Below are 15,367 nucleotides of genomic sequence, written 5' to 3' on the forward strand. Positions count from 1 at the left end.
CGCCGACTGGGTCCCATCGGGATGAGCGAGGAAAAGGACTCCGCCCAGATGGCCCGCGAGCAGGCCCAGGCCGATGCCGGGCACTCCGACGGCTCTGGGGACGAGGACGTGCGCGGCGTGGTTCCGCAGATCGAGCCGACTCCGGGAATGCCGGAACGCATGGGCGCGCGACGCCGTAAGGACCGCGTCATGAAGATCCTGCACACTCTTCCGCACGCGGCGCAGGAGGGCATCATCGAGTCCCTCACACCGGAGGAACAGCAGCACTACGGGGTGCACCCGCACATGCTTGTCGGCGCGGGCAGCCACCCGCGTCAGCAGGGTGGACCCGTGCCGACGCAGCACAGCGGGCAGTTGCCGACCGAGCAGATCGCGGATGTACCCGGCTCCGGCTGGCGCGAGCCCGGCCAGAGCGATTCACCGGGCAATGGCGGCACGGACGGATTCAGTGGCTCGCACCGGATCCGTCCGCGGGAGCCAGGTCAGGGACCTTCGTGAGTGATACCCGGCGGCCGCCTGCTTCGGCCGGCGGCGAGGACCCAGCAAGGCGAGGACTTCGATGAGTTCATCGGCCACCACGGCCAAGATCCCGGGTATCGGAATGTTGCGGGAAACCGGGAAGCTTTTCGCGCTCGGTCTCGACATTATTCGCGGGATCTTCCAGCGCCCGTTCCAGCTGCGTGAGTTCATCCAGCAGTCCTGGTTCATCGCCAGCGTCACCATCCTGCCGACGGCGCTGGTGGCGATTCCGTTCGGCGCGGTCATCTCGCTGCAGTTCGGTTCGCTGGCCCGCCAGCTGGGCGCGCAGTCCTACACTGGTGCGGGCAGTGTGCTCGCCACCGTCCAGCAGGCCAGCCCGCTGGTGACCGCGTTGCTGGTCGCAGGCGCAGGTGGATCCGCGATCTGCGCCGACATCGGCTCCAGGACCATTCGCGAAGAGATCGACGCGATGGAAGTGCTCGGCGTGTCCGCCGTCCAACGGCTGATCGTGCCGAGGGTCCTCGCCTGCATGCTGGTCGCGATGCTGCTCAACGGCATGGTCAGCGTCATCGGGGTGCTCGGTGGCTATTTCTTCAACGTGGTGCTGCAGGGTGGTACCCCGGGCGCCTACCTGTCCAGCTTCTCCGCGCTCGCGCAGCTACCCGACCTGTGGGTGGGAGAGATCAAGGCGCTGATCTTCGGGTTCATCGCCGCCATCGTCGCCTCCTACCGGGGGCTGAACCCCTCCGGTGGGCCGAAGGGTGTCGGTGATGCGGTGAACCAGGCGGTCGTCATCACGTTCCTGCTGCTGTTCGTGGTGAACTTCGTGATCACTCTGGTGTACCTCCAAATCGTTCCGCCGAAGTTGGGGTGAAGGAAAAAATGTCATCATTCACCCAGAACGCGAAGCGAGTCGCGAACCGGCCACTCGAGACACTCGACGTGCTCGGCGACCAGATGTCGTTCTACGCGCGGGCACTGGCCTGGATTCCGCGCACCCTGCGGCGCTACATGCGCGAGGTGCTGCGCCTGCTCGCCGAAGTGAGCTTCGGCTCCGGCTCGCTGGCGGTCATCGGCGGCACGGTAGGCGTGATGATCGGCCTGACCCTGTTCACCGGCGTGCTCGTCGGTATCCAGGGGTTCTCGGCACTGAACTCGATCGGCACATCGGCGTTCACCGGCTTTCTCACCGCGTTCTTCAACACCAGGGAGATCGCACCACTGGTCGCGGGGCTGGCGCTGTCGGCGACGGTCGGCGCGGGCTTCACCGCGCAGCTCGGTGCCATGCGGATCTCCGAGGAGATCGACGCGCTCGAGGTGATGGGCGTGCCGAGCGTGCCCTATCTGGTGACCACCCGGATCGTGGCCGGCTTCATCGCCGTCATCCCGCTGTACATCATCGGCCTGCTCAGTTCCTATGTGGCCTCCCGGTTGGTCGTGATCTATGTGTACGACCAGTCCGCGGGGACGTATGACCATTACTTCGAGCTGTTCCTGCCACCGCAGGACGTGTTCTATTCCTTCATCAAGGTGCTGATATTCAGTGTGTTGATCATCTTGACGCACTGCTACTACGGGTACCGGGCCTCCGGCGGCCCCGCCGGTGTCGGCGTCGCCGTCGGCAGGGCGGTGCGGCTGACCATCGTGACCGTTGCGGTCGTGAACTTCTTCATCGGCTTCGCCATCTGGGGCACCACGACGACGGTGAGGATCGCGGGATGAGTACGAAAGGCGCACTGGTCACGCTGCGGCGCAGACTCCTCGGGCTGGCACTCGTTGTGGTGCTCATCGGCCTCGTCGGGCTGAGCGTCGCGTTGTACAACAAGGCGTTCAGCAAGTTCGTCAACGTGACGTTGCAGGCAGGCGAGATCGGCAACCAGCTGATCGAGCGGTCCGACGTGAAGGTGCGCGGGCTGATTGTCGGCTCGGTGCACCAGATCAGGGTGACCGAGACGGGAGCGGAACTCGCACTACGGCTCGACCCTGCCTCCGCCGAGCTGATCCCGGGCAACGTCTCGGCGCGGTTCCTGCCCAAGACGTTGTTCGGCGAGCGGTTCGTCGCGCTGCAGATCCCGGAAAACCCCTCGTCGGAGTCCATTCGCGACGGTGCTGTCATTCCGCAGGACCGGACGTCCAGTGCGGTGCAGGTCGAGGAGGCCTTCGACTCACTGCTTCCGGTGTTGCAGGCAGTCCAGCCGCAGAAGCTCTCCAGCACTCTCACCGCGATCTCCACCTCGCTGCAGGGCCGGGGAAAGCCGCTCGGCGAGACGCTGTCCGAGCTGGGTGTCTACATTGGCGACCTGAACCCGCACCTGCCGGAACTGCAGGAGAACCTGACCGAGCTGGCCGCCTTCTCGGACAACCTCTCCGAGGCCGCACCGGACCTCGTGCAGACGCTGGAGAACCTGACGACGACCTCGCGCACGTTCGTGGAGAAGCAGCAGGCGCTGCAGACCATGTTCGGCTCCCTGACGACCGCGTCGATGGACCTGCAGGCCTTCCTCGAAGCCAACTCCAGCAACATCATCGCGCTCGGGAAGAGTGCCCGCCCGACGGCCGAGCTGCTCGCGAAGTACGCGCCCGAGTACCCCTGCGTCATCGGGCAGATGGCCGAGGTGCTGCCCAAGGTGGACGAGGCACTGGGCAAGGGCACCAGCAACCCCGGCCTGCGTGCGACGATCGAGATCACCGCCAACCGTGGCCCCTACAAGCCAGGTCAGGACGAGCCGGAGTTCAACGAGTCGCGCGGACCCCGTTGCTACGACATGAAGGAGTTTCCGCAGCCGTTCCCGCAGCACCCGCCGGAGGGGCCGATCGACGACGGCAGCGAGCATCCGGCCCCCGCCCGATCGCAGAACGACGGGTTGAACCCCGCGGCAAATGCCGCGAACGCGGGCGGTTACAACGGCGGCGGCGCCCCCGCGGGCAACCCGGCGCACACCTCGGCCGAGCACGATTTCCTGGCCCAGCTCGTCGGTCCGCAACTGGGTATGGCGCCGGATGACGTGCCCGGCTGGAGCAGCCTGCTGGTCGGGCCGCTGTACCGCGGAGCGGAGGTGCAGGTCTCGTGAACAGGACCGCGCCCGCTAGGACAGGGGAAGGATCATGAGGGGACTCGCCGCGCCGCTGGCCAAGCTGATCACCTTCATCGTGGTGACCGTGGTGTTCACCGCGGTGCTCGGGATGAGCATCGCCAACGTGAGCTTGAGTGACGCCAACACCTACTCGGCCCGGTTCGTCGACGCCACCCAGGTGCTCGAAGGTGACGACGTGCGCATCGCCGGCGTCCGCGTCGGCCAAGTGACCGGCATCGACATCGTCGACCGCAGGCAGGCCGAGGTCGAGTTCGAGGTCGACGCGGGGCGCGAGCTGCCCGCCGGGGTGACCGCGGCGATCAAGTTCCGGAACCTCGTCGGCCAGCGCTACATCTCCCTGGGCCGGGGCAGTGACGAGACCGGCGGGGTGCTCGATCCGGGCTCGACCATCCCGCTCGAGCGGACCAAGCCCGCCCTCGATCTCACCGAGCTGTTCAACGGGTTCAAACCGCTCTTCCGCGCACTGTCGCCGGAGGACGTCAACAAACTGTCCTATCAGGTCATTCAGGTGTTGCAGGGCGAGGGTGGAACCGTGGAGAGCCTGCTCTCCCACACCGCGTCGCTCACCAGCACCATCGCGCAGAAGGACCAGGTGATCGGTGAGGTCATCGACAACCTGAACAGCGTGCTGGACACCATCAACGCGCGCACCCCGCAGCTGAACGACCTCATCATCCGGTTGCAGCAACTGGTGTCCGGGCTCGCGGAGGACCGCAAGCCGATCGGTGACGCCGTCGAGTCGCTCGGCACGCTCGCCACCACGACCTCCGGCCTGCTGGCCGAGGCGCGCGAGCCGCTCAAACAGGACATCGAAGCACTGGGCACGCTCACCAAGAACCTCAACGACAGCGAGGCGATCGTCGAGCACTTCATCCAGTTCATGCCGGAGAAGGTCGCCACCCTCACCAGGACGGCCGACTACGGTTCGTGGTTCAACTTCTACCTCTGTTCCGCTTCGGGCAGCGTGCAGATCCCCGGCTTGATGAGCGCACCGGTCGACCTGCCGCTCGCCCCGGCGACCCGAGAGCGGTGTGGCGCATGAAGTCCTTCCAGAAACGGAATCCAGTACCCATCGCGGTCGTCGGAATCGTCCTGATGGTGCTGGGCCTCGTCGCCGCGATGAACTCCGACGACCTGCCGATCATCGGCGGGGGCACCACGTACACCGCGGAGTTCAGCGAGGCCGCCGGCCTCAAGGCGGACGACAGTGTGCGCGTCGCGGGCGTGAAGGTCGGCGCCGTGGACACGGTGGAACTGGCCGGTGACCGCGTACTGGTGACCTTCAAGGTCAAGGACGCCTGGCTCGGCGACCGCACGAACGCCTCCATCAAGATCCAGACACTGCTCGGCCAGAAGTTCCTCGCGCTGGACCCGGTGGGCAAGGAATCCCTCGACCCGGGAACGCCGATCCCGTTGGAACGCACGACAGCGCCCTACGACGTGCTCGAGGCGTTCCGCGGACTGTCCACAACGGTCGACGAGATCGACACCCAGCAACTCGCCGAGAGCTTCGAGGCGATCGCGGGCACCTTTGCCAACACCCCGGACGATGTCAGGGGAACCCTGTCCGGTCTCTCCGAGCTGTCGGAGACGATCTCGAAGCGTGATCAGCAGCTCGCCACCCTGCTGGCCAACACCCGCCAGGTGAGCCAGACACTGGTGGACCGCGACGCCGAGGTGACGAGGCTGCTGGAGGACGGCAACAAACTGCTGGAGGAGGTGGCCCTGCGCAAGCAGGCGATCACGGCGCTGCTGGATGGCAGCCGGACGCTGGCCACCGAACTGCAGGGCCTGGTGGACGACAACAACGAGCAGATCGGCCCGGTTCTGGGACAGCTGGACCAGCTGACGTCGATGCTGCAGCGCAATCAGGACGCGCTCGGTGAGGGCATCAAGAAGTTCGCCCCGTTCATCCGCGTGTTCACCAACACCATCGGTAACGGCCGCTGGTTCGACAACTACATCTGCGGCCTGCTCCTGCCCTCCGTCGGCCCGCTCAACGAAGAGGGGTGCAACCCCCGATGACCGACACACGTTTCGGCCAGCTTGCTCTGGCGAGGCGCGATCGTCCGGCCGTAGCCAGGCCTCAGCTGGGTGCGGGTGTCGCGTCGCATGGGTCCGCCGGCCTGCCTCCAGCCGCCCGAGCCCTTCGGACGGAACGCGCCCGCACCGGCTTGGTTGGTGATGCTCGATGACTGACACACGTTTCGGCCAGTCCCTGGCACGGGGTGTCGCCATCGCCTGCGTGCTCGCACTCGTGGTGGCGGGTGGCCTGTGGTGGACGCTCAAGGACGCGAGCGTCAAGCTCGTCACCGCCTACTTCCCGACCACGGTCGGCCTGTACGAGGGCAACGACCTGCGCGTGCTCGGTGTTCAGGTCGGTGAGGTCGTGTCCATCGAGCCGATGGGCGACAAGGTGAAGGTGGCGATGGAGTACGACCGGGCCGTGCAGGTCCCGGCCGACGCCAAGGCCGCCATCGTGGCCCCGTCCCTGGTCAGCGATCGCTACGTGCAACTTGCCCCCGCCTACACCAAAGGACCGGAGCTCGATGACGGCGCAGACATCTCGCTGGACAACACCGTCGTGCCGCTCGAGGTGGACGACCTCTCCGAAAGCCTGAGCCGGGTGAGCGAGGCCCTCGGCCCCAACGGCTCGAACAGCAACGGCGCGCTCTCCGACCTGCTGGACACGACGGCCGAGAACTTCGAGGGCAACGGCCAGGCACTGCATGACACGATCACCAAGCTGAGCCAGGCCGCGGGCACCCTCTCCGGAAACTCCGACGACCTGTTCGCCACCATCACCAACCTGAGTGAGTTCTCCACGACCCTGGCCAACAGCGACGGCCAGATCCGGCAGTTCGAACGGCAACTCGCCGACGTGAGCGGCTTCCTTTCGGGGGAACGGCAGAACCTGGCCGCGACCGTCAAGCAGCTGGGTACGACCCTCGGCTCCGTCGAGCAGTTCATCGAGGAAAACCGCGGCCAAGTCAAGTCCAATGTGGACAAGCTCGCGAGTGTGACGCGGGTGCTGGTCGAACAGCGCGGAGCCCTTGCCGAGATCCTCGACGTCGCCCCGGTCGGCCTCGGCAACCTCGTCAACACCTACAACGCCTCGTCCGGGACCCTGGACGCCAGGTCGAACCTGAACGAGCTCACCCAGCCGCCCATCGTGATGATCTGCAACCTGCTCAAGCAGACCCCGGACGCGCTCGACCTGCTCGGCGACGTCTGTGGCGAGATCGCCCCGCTGGTCGACGGAGTGGTGCCGCTGCCGTCGGTCGCGCAGACGATCAACGCGCTGGAGAACGGAAAGCTGCCACCGCTGCCGCTGCCACTGGCAGGTCAGGTCTACGGCACCGCCGGACAGGGAGGTGGCCAGTGATGCCTGCGAACGCGCGCCGCGGAGGCGCACGAAGGAAGCTCGCGGCCCTCCTGCTCTCCGGTGCGATCGTGCTGCCTGTCGCCGGCTGCAGCGACTTCGAGGGCATCTACGACATCCCGCTGCCCGGGGGTGCCGCGCTCGGCGAGGATCCGTACACGGTCACCGTCCGGTTCCGCGACGTACTTGACCTCGTGCCGCAGGCCGGAGTCCAGGTCAACAACGTGCCCGTCGGCCGGGTCGAGGAGATCCGCCTCGCCCCTGACGGCTGGACCGCCGAGGTGCTCGTGCTCGTCAACGGCGACGTGCGACTGCCCGCGAACGCGCTGGCCAACGTCCGGCAATCCAGTCTGCTCGGCGAGAAGTACGTCGAACTCGCCTCGCCTGCCGAGGACCAGGCCGTCGGTCAGCTCACCGACGGCGCCCTGATCCCGATCGAGCGCACCGACCGCAGCGTGGAGGCAGAGGAGATCCTCGGCGCACTGTCGATGCTGCTCAACGGTGGTGGTGTCGAGCAGCTCAACACCATCACCAAGGAGCTGAACAACGCGTTCGAGGGCAACGCCCCGGACCTCAAGGCGCTGCTGAACAACGCCAACGAGCTGGTGACGAACCTCGATACGCAGTCCGGCAACATCACCCGCGCCCTGGACAGCCTGAACCGTCTCTCCTCCACCCTGAACAACCAGAAGGACCAGGTCGTCACCGCGCTCGACGACCTCGCACCCGGTCTGCGGGTGCTGGAGGAACAACGCGGGCAGCTGGTGACGATGCTGCAGGCGCTGCGGGAGTTGTCCGGAGTCGCGGTCGAAACGGTGAACGCGAGCCAGGAGGACCTGGTCGCCAACCTCAAGGCGCTCCTGCCGACTCTGCGCAAGCTCGGGGAAGCCGGTTCGGACCTGCCGAAGGCGCTGGAGATCCTGCTGACGTTCCCGTTCACCGACGCCGCGGTGCCCTCGGTCAAGGGCGACTACTTCAACCTGTTCGCCACGATCGACCTGAACCTCGGTGAGGTGCTGGCCAACCTCGGCCGCAGCAGGCAGAACCCGTTGCAGGACGCGCTGCCGGAGGGACTGGCCGGTGGGTCGACCGACGCGGAGTCGCCGTCGGCTCCGCCGTTGCCCCTGCCCGACGCGGGCGGCCTGCTCCCGCAGGGGCCGTCAGGCGATTCGGGTGATGGCCCCAGCGGTGGGCAGACCCGGCCGCAGGAGACCGGCGTCGGCGGGATCTTCGGGCTGCTTTCAGGAGGTGCGGGCTGATGTTGGTGCGCAAGACGAGGATCCAGTTGATCGCGTTCGCGGTGATCGCGGTCGTGTCGGTGGTGTACGCACTGGCCCGATTCACCGAGGTGGACCGCGTGTTCGGCGCCGAGGGCTACACCGTACGGCTGCAGCTGGACGAGTCCGGCGGCATCTTCACCAACGCCGAGGTGACCTACCGCGGCTACAACATCGGCCGCGTCGGCGACCTGTCGCTGACCGCGGACGGTCTCGAGGCCGAGCTGAACATCGAGCCGGACATGCCCGCGGTGCCTGCCGACCTGCGGGCAGTGATCGCCAACCGTTCCGCGGTGGGGGAGCAGTTCGTCGACCTCCGCCCCGAAAGCGAGGGCGGGCCGTTCCTGGATGACGATTCGGTGATTCCGGCCGAGCGGGCGGCCACCCCCCTCGGCACCGACGAGCTGCTCGCCGACCTGACCGACCTGACCGACTCCGTGCCGGTCGACTCGCTGCGCACCGTCGTGGACGAGTCCTACACCGCCTTCCAGGGCACCGGCGACGATCTGCAGATCCTGCTGGACACCGCGAGGGACTTCACCAGGGCGGCACAGGAGAACCTGCCGCAGACGGTCAACCTGCTGGAGCAGGGGGGCACGGTGCTGCGGACGCAGAACGAGCTGGCCGGTTCGTTCAAGTCCTTCAGCAAGGACCTCAACGACCTCAGTGCGACGCTGAAGGAATCCGACGGAGACCTGCGGACCCTGGTCGACGTCACTCCGCAGCTGGCCAACCAGGTCAGCGAGGTGCTCGCCGAGTCCGGCCCCGGCGTCGGCGCACTGCTGGCGAACCTGCTCACCACGTCCAACCTGCTGGTGACCCGGCTCGACGGGCTCGAGCAGGGACTCGTGACCTATCCGCTGCTGAGTGTCGGCGCGCATTCGGTGGCGCCCGGTGACGGGACGGCGCACCTGGGACTGGTGCTCAACCTGTTCGACCCGCCGTCCTGCGTCAAGGGCTACCCGAAGGCGGAAGCCATGGCCGCGGGCGACGAAGGCGCTTACCGTCAGGGCAGCGAGACGACCCCGAGACCGCCGGATTCCGACGCCTACTGCGCCGAGCCGGCAGGCAGCCCGATCAACGTGCGCGGCGCGCAGAACGCACCGTACAACGGCGTTCCGGTCGCTCCGAGCGACGAGCAGGTGGCCGCGAACGCGAGCCGGTCCCAGGAGTCGCTGGCCTTCATGCGCGGGGTGCCGGGCGTGGCCGGTGGGCCGGGGCTTTCCCTGAACAGCCTGGGCGAACTCCTCGGTCTACCGGGCTGACGCTCATATCACATCGGCAACCTACTCTGGAGTATTATGAGTTCCGAGGAGCAGCGGACCGAGTCCGCCGCAGACGTCGATGAGACCGCCGACGTCGAACATGTCGATGACGAGCGTTCGGCGGACACCGCCGAGGACGGCTCCGGCGAGGCCGAGTCGAACGCCGACGGCCAGCAGGATGCGGAGAAGGCCGCCCGGAACGAGACGCTGAAGCGGCGTCTCGTATTCGGCTCGGCAGCGCTCGCGGCCGCCTCGATCATCGCTGCCGCTGTGTTCGGCGTCCTGTGGTGGATCGCCGCCTCGGACGACGACGCCGATCTTGCCCAGACCCGCGAGGAGATCGTGCGCGTCGGCAGCTCCGCGGTCCAGGCGTTCACCGAACTCGACTACACGAAACCGGACGAGTACTTCGACCGCTCCGCCGCGGCGGCCACCGGTGAGCTGGCCGAACAGATCAACGCGGGCCGGGAAGCCAACAAGAAGGCGATGGTCGAAGCCAAGACCACGGCCTCCACCAAGGTGCTGGACCTCGCCGTCGCCGAACTCAACGAGCACGAGGGCAAGGCGAGCTTCCTCGCCGCCATCCAGGTCGAGGTCAAGCAGGGCGAGCAGTCCAGCGTCAAAGCGATGCGGGTCGAGGTCCAGATGACGCGCGTCGAGGAGGACGGCGAGCAGACCTGGAAGGTCTCCGGGATCAGCCAGGTCCCCGTCGTCGGCGCCGCCCAGTAAGCCACGCAGATCGGAGAACCCGTTGTCACCGTCTCGCCGTAACCCCAATCCGGGTCCCTCGCGCCGCCCGAGGGTGGCTGGTCTGCGTAAGCCATCCAGCGGGCACAGCCCGAGTCCGAGCCCCCGCTCCGAGCAGGAGACCCCAGAGCGCGAGTCCGTGGCTGCGGAAGCGGTGGAGCCCACGTCCGACACCGCGTCGACCGAGCCCACCGCGTCGACCGAGAACGCTGATGTCGCCCAGCCTCCCGAGGCCGGCACCGCTGAGGCCGAGGTCGGCGAGGTGGACGCGCTGACCGGTGAGCCGGAGGTCGATCAGCAGCAGCCGAAGCCAAGTCCTCGCCGTAAGGCAAGGGACACGGGCGTCCCCAAGCCGTCGAGTGAAACCGAGATCGACACCGACCAGCTTGAGCAGGCTGATGCCGAGCCCGCGAAGGGCAGGGAAACCGATGCGGAGGAAGGCGCGGCCGTAGGAGCCACCGCCGTCACCGGTGGCGCCGGTTCGCGCCGATCCCGGACGCCGTTGATCGTCGGGCTGCTCGTGATCGCGGTGCTGTTCGCGGGGCTGGCCGTGTTCTTCCGTATCCAGGGCGCCGAGGCGCAGTCGGCCACGAACAACACCGCACTGGTGGATGTGGCCCGCACCGCGCAGGTCAAGCAGGAGACCGGTGCCGCCGTCGAGCGGCTGTTCTCCTACGACTACAACGACATGGAAAAGACCGAGAAGGCCGCGGACGAGCTGCTGCTCACCGACGAGGTCCGTGAGCAGTACGCGCAGCTGCTGTCGGAGGTCAAGCGGGAGGCGCCGAAGCAGAAGATGGTGGTGACCGCGAAGGTCACCCGCAGTGGAGTGATCATGCTGGACGACAACAGGGCCAAGGTCCTGTTGTTCATCGACCAGACCTCCACCAGGACGGACAAGAACCAGACTTCCGCAGGCGGGGCGCAGATGTCGGTGGACGCGGAGTTCCGCGACGGCGCATGGAAGATCACCAACCTGAACGCCTACAACGACCTTCCCCAGTCCGCTCCCGCGCCCGAGGGCGAAAAGGCTCCCGAAGGCAACTGACGGGCTGTCGGCGCACGGTCCTGTCGGCGCCGGACCCGGGTGATGAACCAGGTCGCGGCGATGATCAGCACTGCGAAAAAGAGCAGGCCACCCCCGAGAGCAACTTCACTCCGATGCCCGGGATCAGGCGACCGACCGTGCCAGGACGGCCTGGCAGAAAGCAGTACCCACGGTCGGTGTGGACAGGCTCACCCTGCGCCAACCGGAGCAGAACATGCCGTGACGCTTGACTCGTGGACCCGGTGGGTTCACGCTTACTGCCAACGGCCTCGCTCATGCGGGAAGCGGGACCGAAGACGTGACGACCGAGGCTGGGCCCCGTCTGGCGTGCCCCCTCGACAGACGCCGTCTTTGAAGCTAGACTGCTTCTTTGCGCTGCCCACTTTCAGGCTGCCCAAACGTGGTAGCTATGATGGCGGGCACCACCGCATAGAGAAGCTTGTCACGACCCGGCTTGCGCACGAGCTTGTGAGCAGCTTCTCGAACACACTGACAGTTCGTGTTATCAGTTGCTAACGCGGCTGCGCAACCGCTATGTCCCCGGAAGGACGCATCTTGGCAGTCTCTCCCGCGAACCAGGCCACTGCTGCGACCACCTCGGCTGTATCCGCCTCAGAGTCAACGGGAATTCCCGGAGCCCCCAAGCGTGTCTCCTTCGCGAAGATCCGCGAGCCGCTGGGTACCCCGAACCTGCTGGACGTGCAGCTTCGATCGTTCGAGTGGTTCACCGGCAGCGAGGCGTGGTTCGAACGCCGCGTCGAGGAAGGCGAGGAGAACCCGGTCGGCGGTCTCGAAGAGGTACTCAACGAGATCTCCCCGATCGAAGACTTCTCCGGCTCCATGTCCCTTTCCTTCTCCGACCCACGCTTCGACGAGGTCAAGGCCTCCGTCGAGGACTGCAAGGACAAGGACATGACTTACGCGGCGCCGCTGTTCGTGACCGCCGAGTTCGTCAACAACAACACCGGCGAGATCAAGAGCCAGACGGTCTTCATGGGTGACTTCCCCGTGATGACCGACAAGGGCACGTTCGTGATCAACGGCACCGAGCGTGTCGTGGTCTCCCAGCTCGTGCGGTCGCCCGGTGTCTACTTCGACACCAACGTCGACAAGACGACCGACAAGGACGTCTACAGCGTCAAGGTGATCCCGAGCCGCGGCGCGTGGCTCGAGTTCGACGTCGACAAGCGCGACACCGTCGGCGTGCGGATCGACCGCAAGCGCCGCCAGCCGGTCACCGTGCTGCTGAAGGCGCTCGGCTGGACCACCGAGGCGATCCGCGAGCGTTTCTCCTTCTCGGAGACGCTGCTCGCGACCCTCGAGAAGGACCACACCGCGGGTACCGACGAGGCGCTGCTCGACATCTACCGAAAGCTTCGTCCCGGAGAACCGCCCACCAAGGAGAGCGCGCAGGCCCTCCTGGAGAACCTGTTCTTCAAGGACAAGCGCTACGACCTGGCCAAGGTCGGCCGGTACAAGGTCAACAAGAAGCTCGGGCTGTCCACGTCCTACGACACGGGCACCCTCACCGAAGAAGACATCGTCACCACGATCGAGTACCTGGTCCGGCTGCACGCCGGCGAGGACAAGATGACAGCGCCGTCGACGGGTGACCAGGAGATCCCGGTCGAGACCGACGACATCGACCACTTCGGCAACCGCCGCGTACGTACCGTCGGTGAGCAGATCCTGAACCAGATCAGGGTCGGCCTCTCCCGCATGGAGCGCGTGGTCCGCGAGCGGATGACCACCCAGGACGTCGAGGCGATCACGCCGCAGACCCTGATCAACATCCGCCCCGTCACCGCGGCGATCCGGGAGTTCTTCGGGACCTCCCAGCTGTCGCAGTTCATGGACCAGAACAACCCGCTGTCGGGTTTGACCCAGAAGCGTCGCCTGAACGCGCTCGGCCCGGGCGGTCTGTCCCGTGAGCGTGCCGGTATGGACGTCCGCGACGTGCACCCCAGCCACTACGGCCGGATGTGCCCGATCGAGACGCCGGAAGGCCCGAACATCGGCCTGATCGGCTCGCTGTGTTCCTACGCGCGGGTCAACCCGTTCGGTTTCATCGAGACGCCGTACCGCAAGGTCGTCGACGGCCAGGTCACCGACCAGGTGGACTACCTGACCGCGGACGAGGAGGACCGGTTCGTCAAGGCGCAGGCCAACGCGCCGATCGACGACGACGGCCACTTCGTCGAGGACCGCGTGATGGCGCGGCGCAAGGGTGGCGAGGTCGAGCTGATCGACCCGCAGGACGTCGACTACATGGACGTGTCGCCGCGGCAGATGGTCTCCATCGCCACCGCGATGATCCCGTTCCTCGAGCACGACGACGCCAACCGTGCGCTGATGGGCGCCAACATGCAGCGTCAGGCCGTGCCGCTGCTGCGCAACTCGGCGCCGCTGGTCGGCACCGGGGTGGAGCTGCGTGCCGCCGTCGACGCCGGTGACGTGCTCGTCGCCGAGCAGGCCGGTGTGGTGGAGGAGCTGTCGGCGGACCTGATCACGGTCATGCACGACGACGGCACCCGCAAGAGCTACGGGCTGTACAAGTTCCGCCGCTCGAACGCGGGCACCTGCTTCAACCACCGCCCGATCGTCAACGAGGGCGACCGCGTCGAGAAGGGGCAGGTCATCGCCGACGGCCCCTCCACCGACAAGGGTGAGATGGCGCTGGGCAAGAACCTGCTCGTCGCGATCATGCCGTGGGAGGGCCACAACTACGAGGACGCCATCGTCATCTCGCAGCGGCTCGTCCAGGACGACGTCCTGACCTCGATTCACATCGAGGAGCACGAGATCGACGCGCGGGACACGAAGCTCGGCGCCGAGGAGATCACCAGGGACATCCCGAACGTCTCCGAAGAGGTGCTCGCCGACCTGGACGAGCGCGGCATCATCCGGATCGGTGCCGAGGTTCGCGACGGCGACATCCTGGTCGGCAAGGTCACGCCCAAGGGTGAGACCGAGCTGACCCCGGAGGAGCGCCTGCTGCGGGCGATCTTCGGCGAGAAGGCGCGCGAGGTGCGCGACACCTCGCTGAAGGTGCCGCACGGTGAGACCGGCAAGGTCATCGGCATCCGGGTGTTCTCCCGCGAGGACGACGACGAGCTGCCCCCCGGCGTGAACGAGCTGGTCCGGGTCTACGTCGCGAAGAAGAGCAAGATCCAGGACGGCGACAAGCTCGCAGGCCGCCACGGCAACAAGGGCGTCATCGGCAAGATCCTGCCGGTCGAGGACATGCCGTTCATGGAGGACGGGACCCCGGTCGACGTCGTGCTGAACACCCACGGTGTGCCGCGACGGATGAACATCGGCCAGATTCTGGAGCTGCACCTCGGCTGGCTGGCCTCACAGGGCTGGCAGGTCGACGGCGACCCCGACTGGGCGAAGAACCTGCCGCAGGAGCTCTACGACGTCGAGCCGGGTACGAACACCGCGACGCCGGTGTTCGACGGCGCGAAGGAGCAGGAGCTGACCGGGCTGCTCGGGTCGACCAAGCCCAACCGGGACGGCGACCGCATGGTGCAGCCGAACGGCAAGGCGACCCTGCTGGACGGCCGCTCCGGCGAGCCGTTCCCGTACCCGGTCGCGGTCGGCTACATGTACATCCTGAAGCTGCACCACATGGTGGACGACAAGATCCACGCACGCTCGACCGGTCCGTACTCGATGATCACCCAGCAGCCGCTGGGTGGTAAGGCACAGTTCGGTGGCCAGCGCTTCGGTGAGATGGAGTGCTGGGCGATGCAGGCCTACGGCGCGGCATACACGCTGCAGGAGCTGCTCACCATCAAGTCCGACGACGTGCTCGGCCGCGTGAAGGTCTACGAGGCCATCGTCAAGGGCGACAACATGCCCTCGCCGGGGATCCCCGAGTCGTTCAAGGTGCTGCTGAAGGAACTTCAGTCGCTTTGCCTGAACGTCGAGGTGCTTTCCAGCGATGGGGCCGCGATCGAGATGCGCGACTCCGATGACGAGGACCTCGAGCGCGCCGCCGCCAACCTCGGTATCAACCTGTCCCGCAACGAGTCGCCCTCGGTGGACGACGTCGTGCAATGACCGCGCGA

11 protein-coding genes and 1 pseudogene are annotated in these 15,367 nt (G+C 66.8%); all 12 read left to right on the forward strand.

What is annotated here, in order from left to right:
- Nucleotides 1-498, forward strand: a pseudogene (locus tag BM199_RS14505) (ABC transporter ATP-binding protein); the annotation flags it as partial.
- 61 nt (nt 499-559) lie between these two features.
- Nucleotides 560-1,354 (forward strand): MlaE family ABC transporter permease, encoded by a 795-nt coding sequence (locus BM199_RS14510; protein ID WP_091673750.1) that lies wholly within the window; start codon nt 560-562, stop codon nt 1,352-1,354.
- Between the two features lie 8 nt (nt 1,355-1,362).
- A complete protein-coding gene (locus BM199_RS14515) occupies nt 1,363-2,202 on the forward strand; it encodes an MlaE family ABC transporter permease (protein WP_091673751.1) in 840 nt (279 codons plus the stop codon).
- Nucleotides 2,199-3,551 carry an MCE family protein gene (locus BM199_RS14520; RefSeq protein WP_091673752.1) on the forward strand — a complete coding sequence of 451 codons (1,353 nt, stop codon included), beginning with the start codon at nt 2,199-2,201 and terminating at the stop codon, nt 3,549-3,551. Before BM199_RS14515 ends, BM199_RS14520 begins: the two co-directional genes overlap by 4 nt.
- 34 nt (nt 3,552-3,585) lie before the next feature.
- Nucleotides 3,586-4,617, forward strand: coding sequence for an MCE family protein (locus BM199_RS14525; protein ID WP_091673753.1), 1,032 nt, complete (start codon nt 3,586-3,588; stop codon nt 4,615-4,617).
- Nucleotides 4,614-5,600, forward strand: a complete 987-nt coding sequence (locus tag BM199_RS14530; protein WP_091673754.1) for an MCE family protein — start codon at nt 4,614-4,616, stop codon at nt 5,598-5,600. Before BM199_RS14525 ends, BM199_RS14530 begins: the two co-directional genes overlap by 4 nt.
- Before the next feature lie 166 nt (nt 5,601-5,766).
- Nucleotides 5,767-6,960: an MCE family protein gene (locus BM199_RS14535; protein WP_091673755.1), complete on the forward strand. Its 1,194-nt coding sequence runs from the start codon at nt 5,767-5,769 to the stop codon at nt 6,958-6,960.
- On the forward strand, nt 6,960-8,216 hold the full coding sequence (locus BM199_RS14540) for an MCE family protein (RefSeq protein WP_091673756.1): 1,257 nt from the start codon (nt 6,960-6,962) through the stop codon (nt 8,214-8,216). Before BM199_RS14535 ends, BM199_RS14540 begins: the two co-directional genes overlap by 1 nt.
- A complete protein-coding gene (locus tag BM199_RS14545; RefSeq protein ID WP_091673757.1) occupies nt 8,216-9,499 on the forward strand; it encodes an MCE family protein in 1,284 nt (427 codons plus the stop codon). Before BM199_RS14540 ends, BM199_RS14545 begins: the two co-directional genes overlap by 1 nt.
- 36 nt (nt 9,500-9,535) lie before the next feature.
- Nucleotides 9,536-10,228, forward strand: coding sequence for a hypothetical protein (locus BM199_RS14550; protein WP_245788365.1), 693 nt, complete (start codon nt 9,536-9,538; stop codon nt 10,226-10,228).
- 157 nt (nt 10,229-10,385) lie between these two features.
- Entirely contained in the window at nt 10,386-11,294 is a 909-nt protein-coding gene (locus BM199_RS14555; protein ID WP_245788366.1) for a hypothetical protein, read from the forward strand.
- Nucleotides 11,295-11,849: 555 nt separating this feature from the next.
- Nucleotides 11,850-15,359, forward strand: coding sequence for a DNA-directed RNA polymerase subunit beta (gene rpoB, locus BM199_RS14560; RefSeq protein WP_091673759.1), 3,510 nt, complete (start codon nt 11,850-11,852; stop codon nt 15,357-15,359).
- The last annotated feature ends 8 nt before the right edge of the window (nt 15,360-15,367 follow it).

Origin of the sequence: Amycolatopsis marina (assembly GCF_900111885.1) — a bacterium.
Classification (GTDB): Bacteria; Actinomycetota; Actinomycetes; order Mycobacteriales; family Pseudonocardiaceae; genus Amycolatopsis; species Amycolatopsis marina.

Coding starts and splice junctions, on each gene's coding strand:
- BM199_RS14510 (WP_091673750.1), top strand. CDS start 560: ATGAGTTCATCGGCCACCACGGCCAAGATCCCGGGTATCGGAATGTTG.
- BM199_RS14515 (WP_091673751.1), top strand. CDS start 1,363: ATGTCATCATTCACCCAGAACGCGAAGCGAGTCGCGAACCGGCCACTC.
- BM199_RS14520 (WP_091673752.1), top strand. CDS start 2,199: ATGAGTACGAAAGGCGCACTGGTCACGCTGCGGCGCAGACTCCTCGGG.
- BM199_RS14525 (WP_091673753.1), top strand. CDS start 3,586: ATGAGGGGACTCGCCGCGCCGCTGGCCAAGCTGATCACCTTCATCGTG.
- BM199_RS14530 (WP_091673754.1), top strand. CDS start 4,614: ATGAAGTCCTTCCAGAAACGGAATCCAGTACCCATCGCGGTCGTCGGA.
- BM199_RS14535 (WP_091673755.1), top strand. CDS start 5,767: ATGACTGACACACGTTTCGGCCAGTCCCTGGCACGGGGTGTCGCCATC.
- BM199_RS14540 (WP_091673756.1), top strand. CDS start 6,960: ATGCCTGCGAACGCGCGCCGCGGAGGCGCACGAAGGAAGCTCGCGGCC.
- BM199_RS14545 (WP_091673757.1), top strand. CDS start 8,216: ATGTTGGTGCGCAAGACGAGGATCCAGTTGATCGCGTTCGCGGTGATC.
- BM199_RS14550 (WP_245788365.1), top strand. CDS start 9,536: ATGAGTTCCGAGGAGCAGCGGACCGAGTCCGCCGCAGACGTCGATGAG.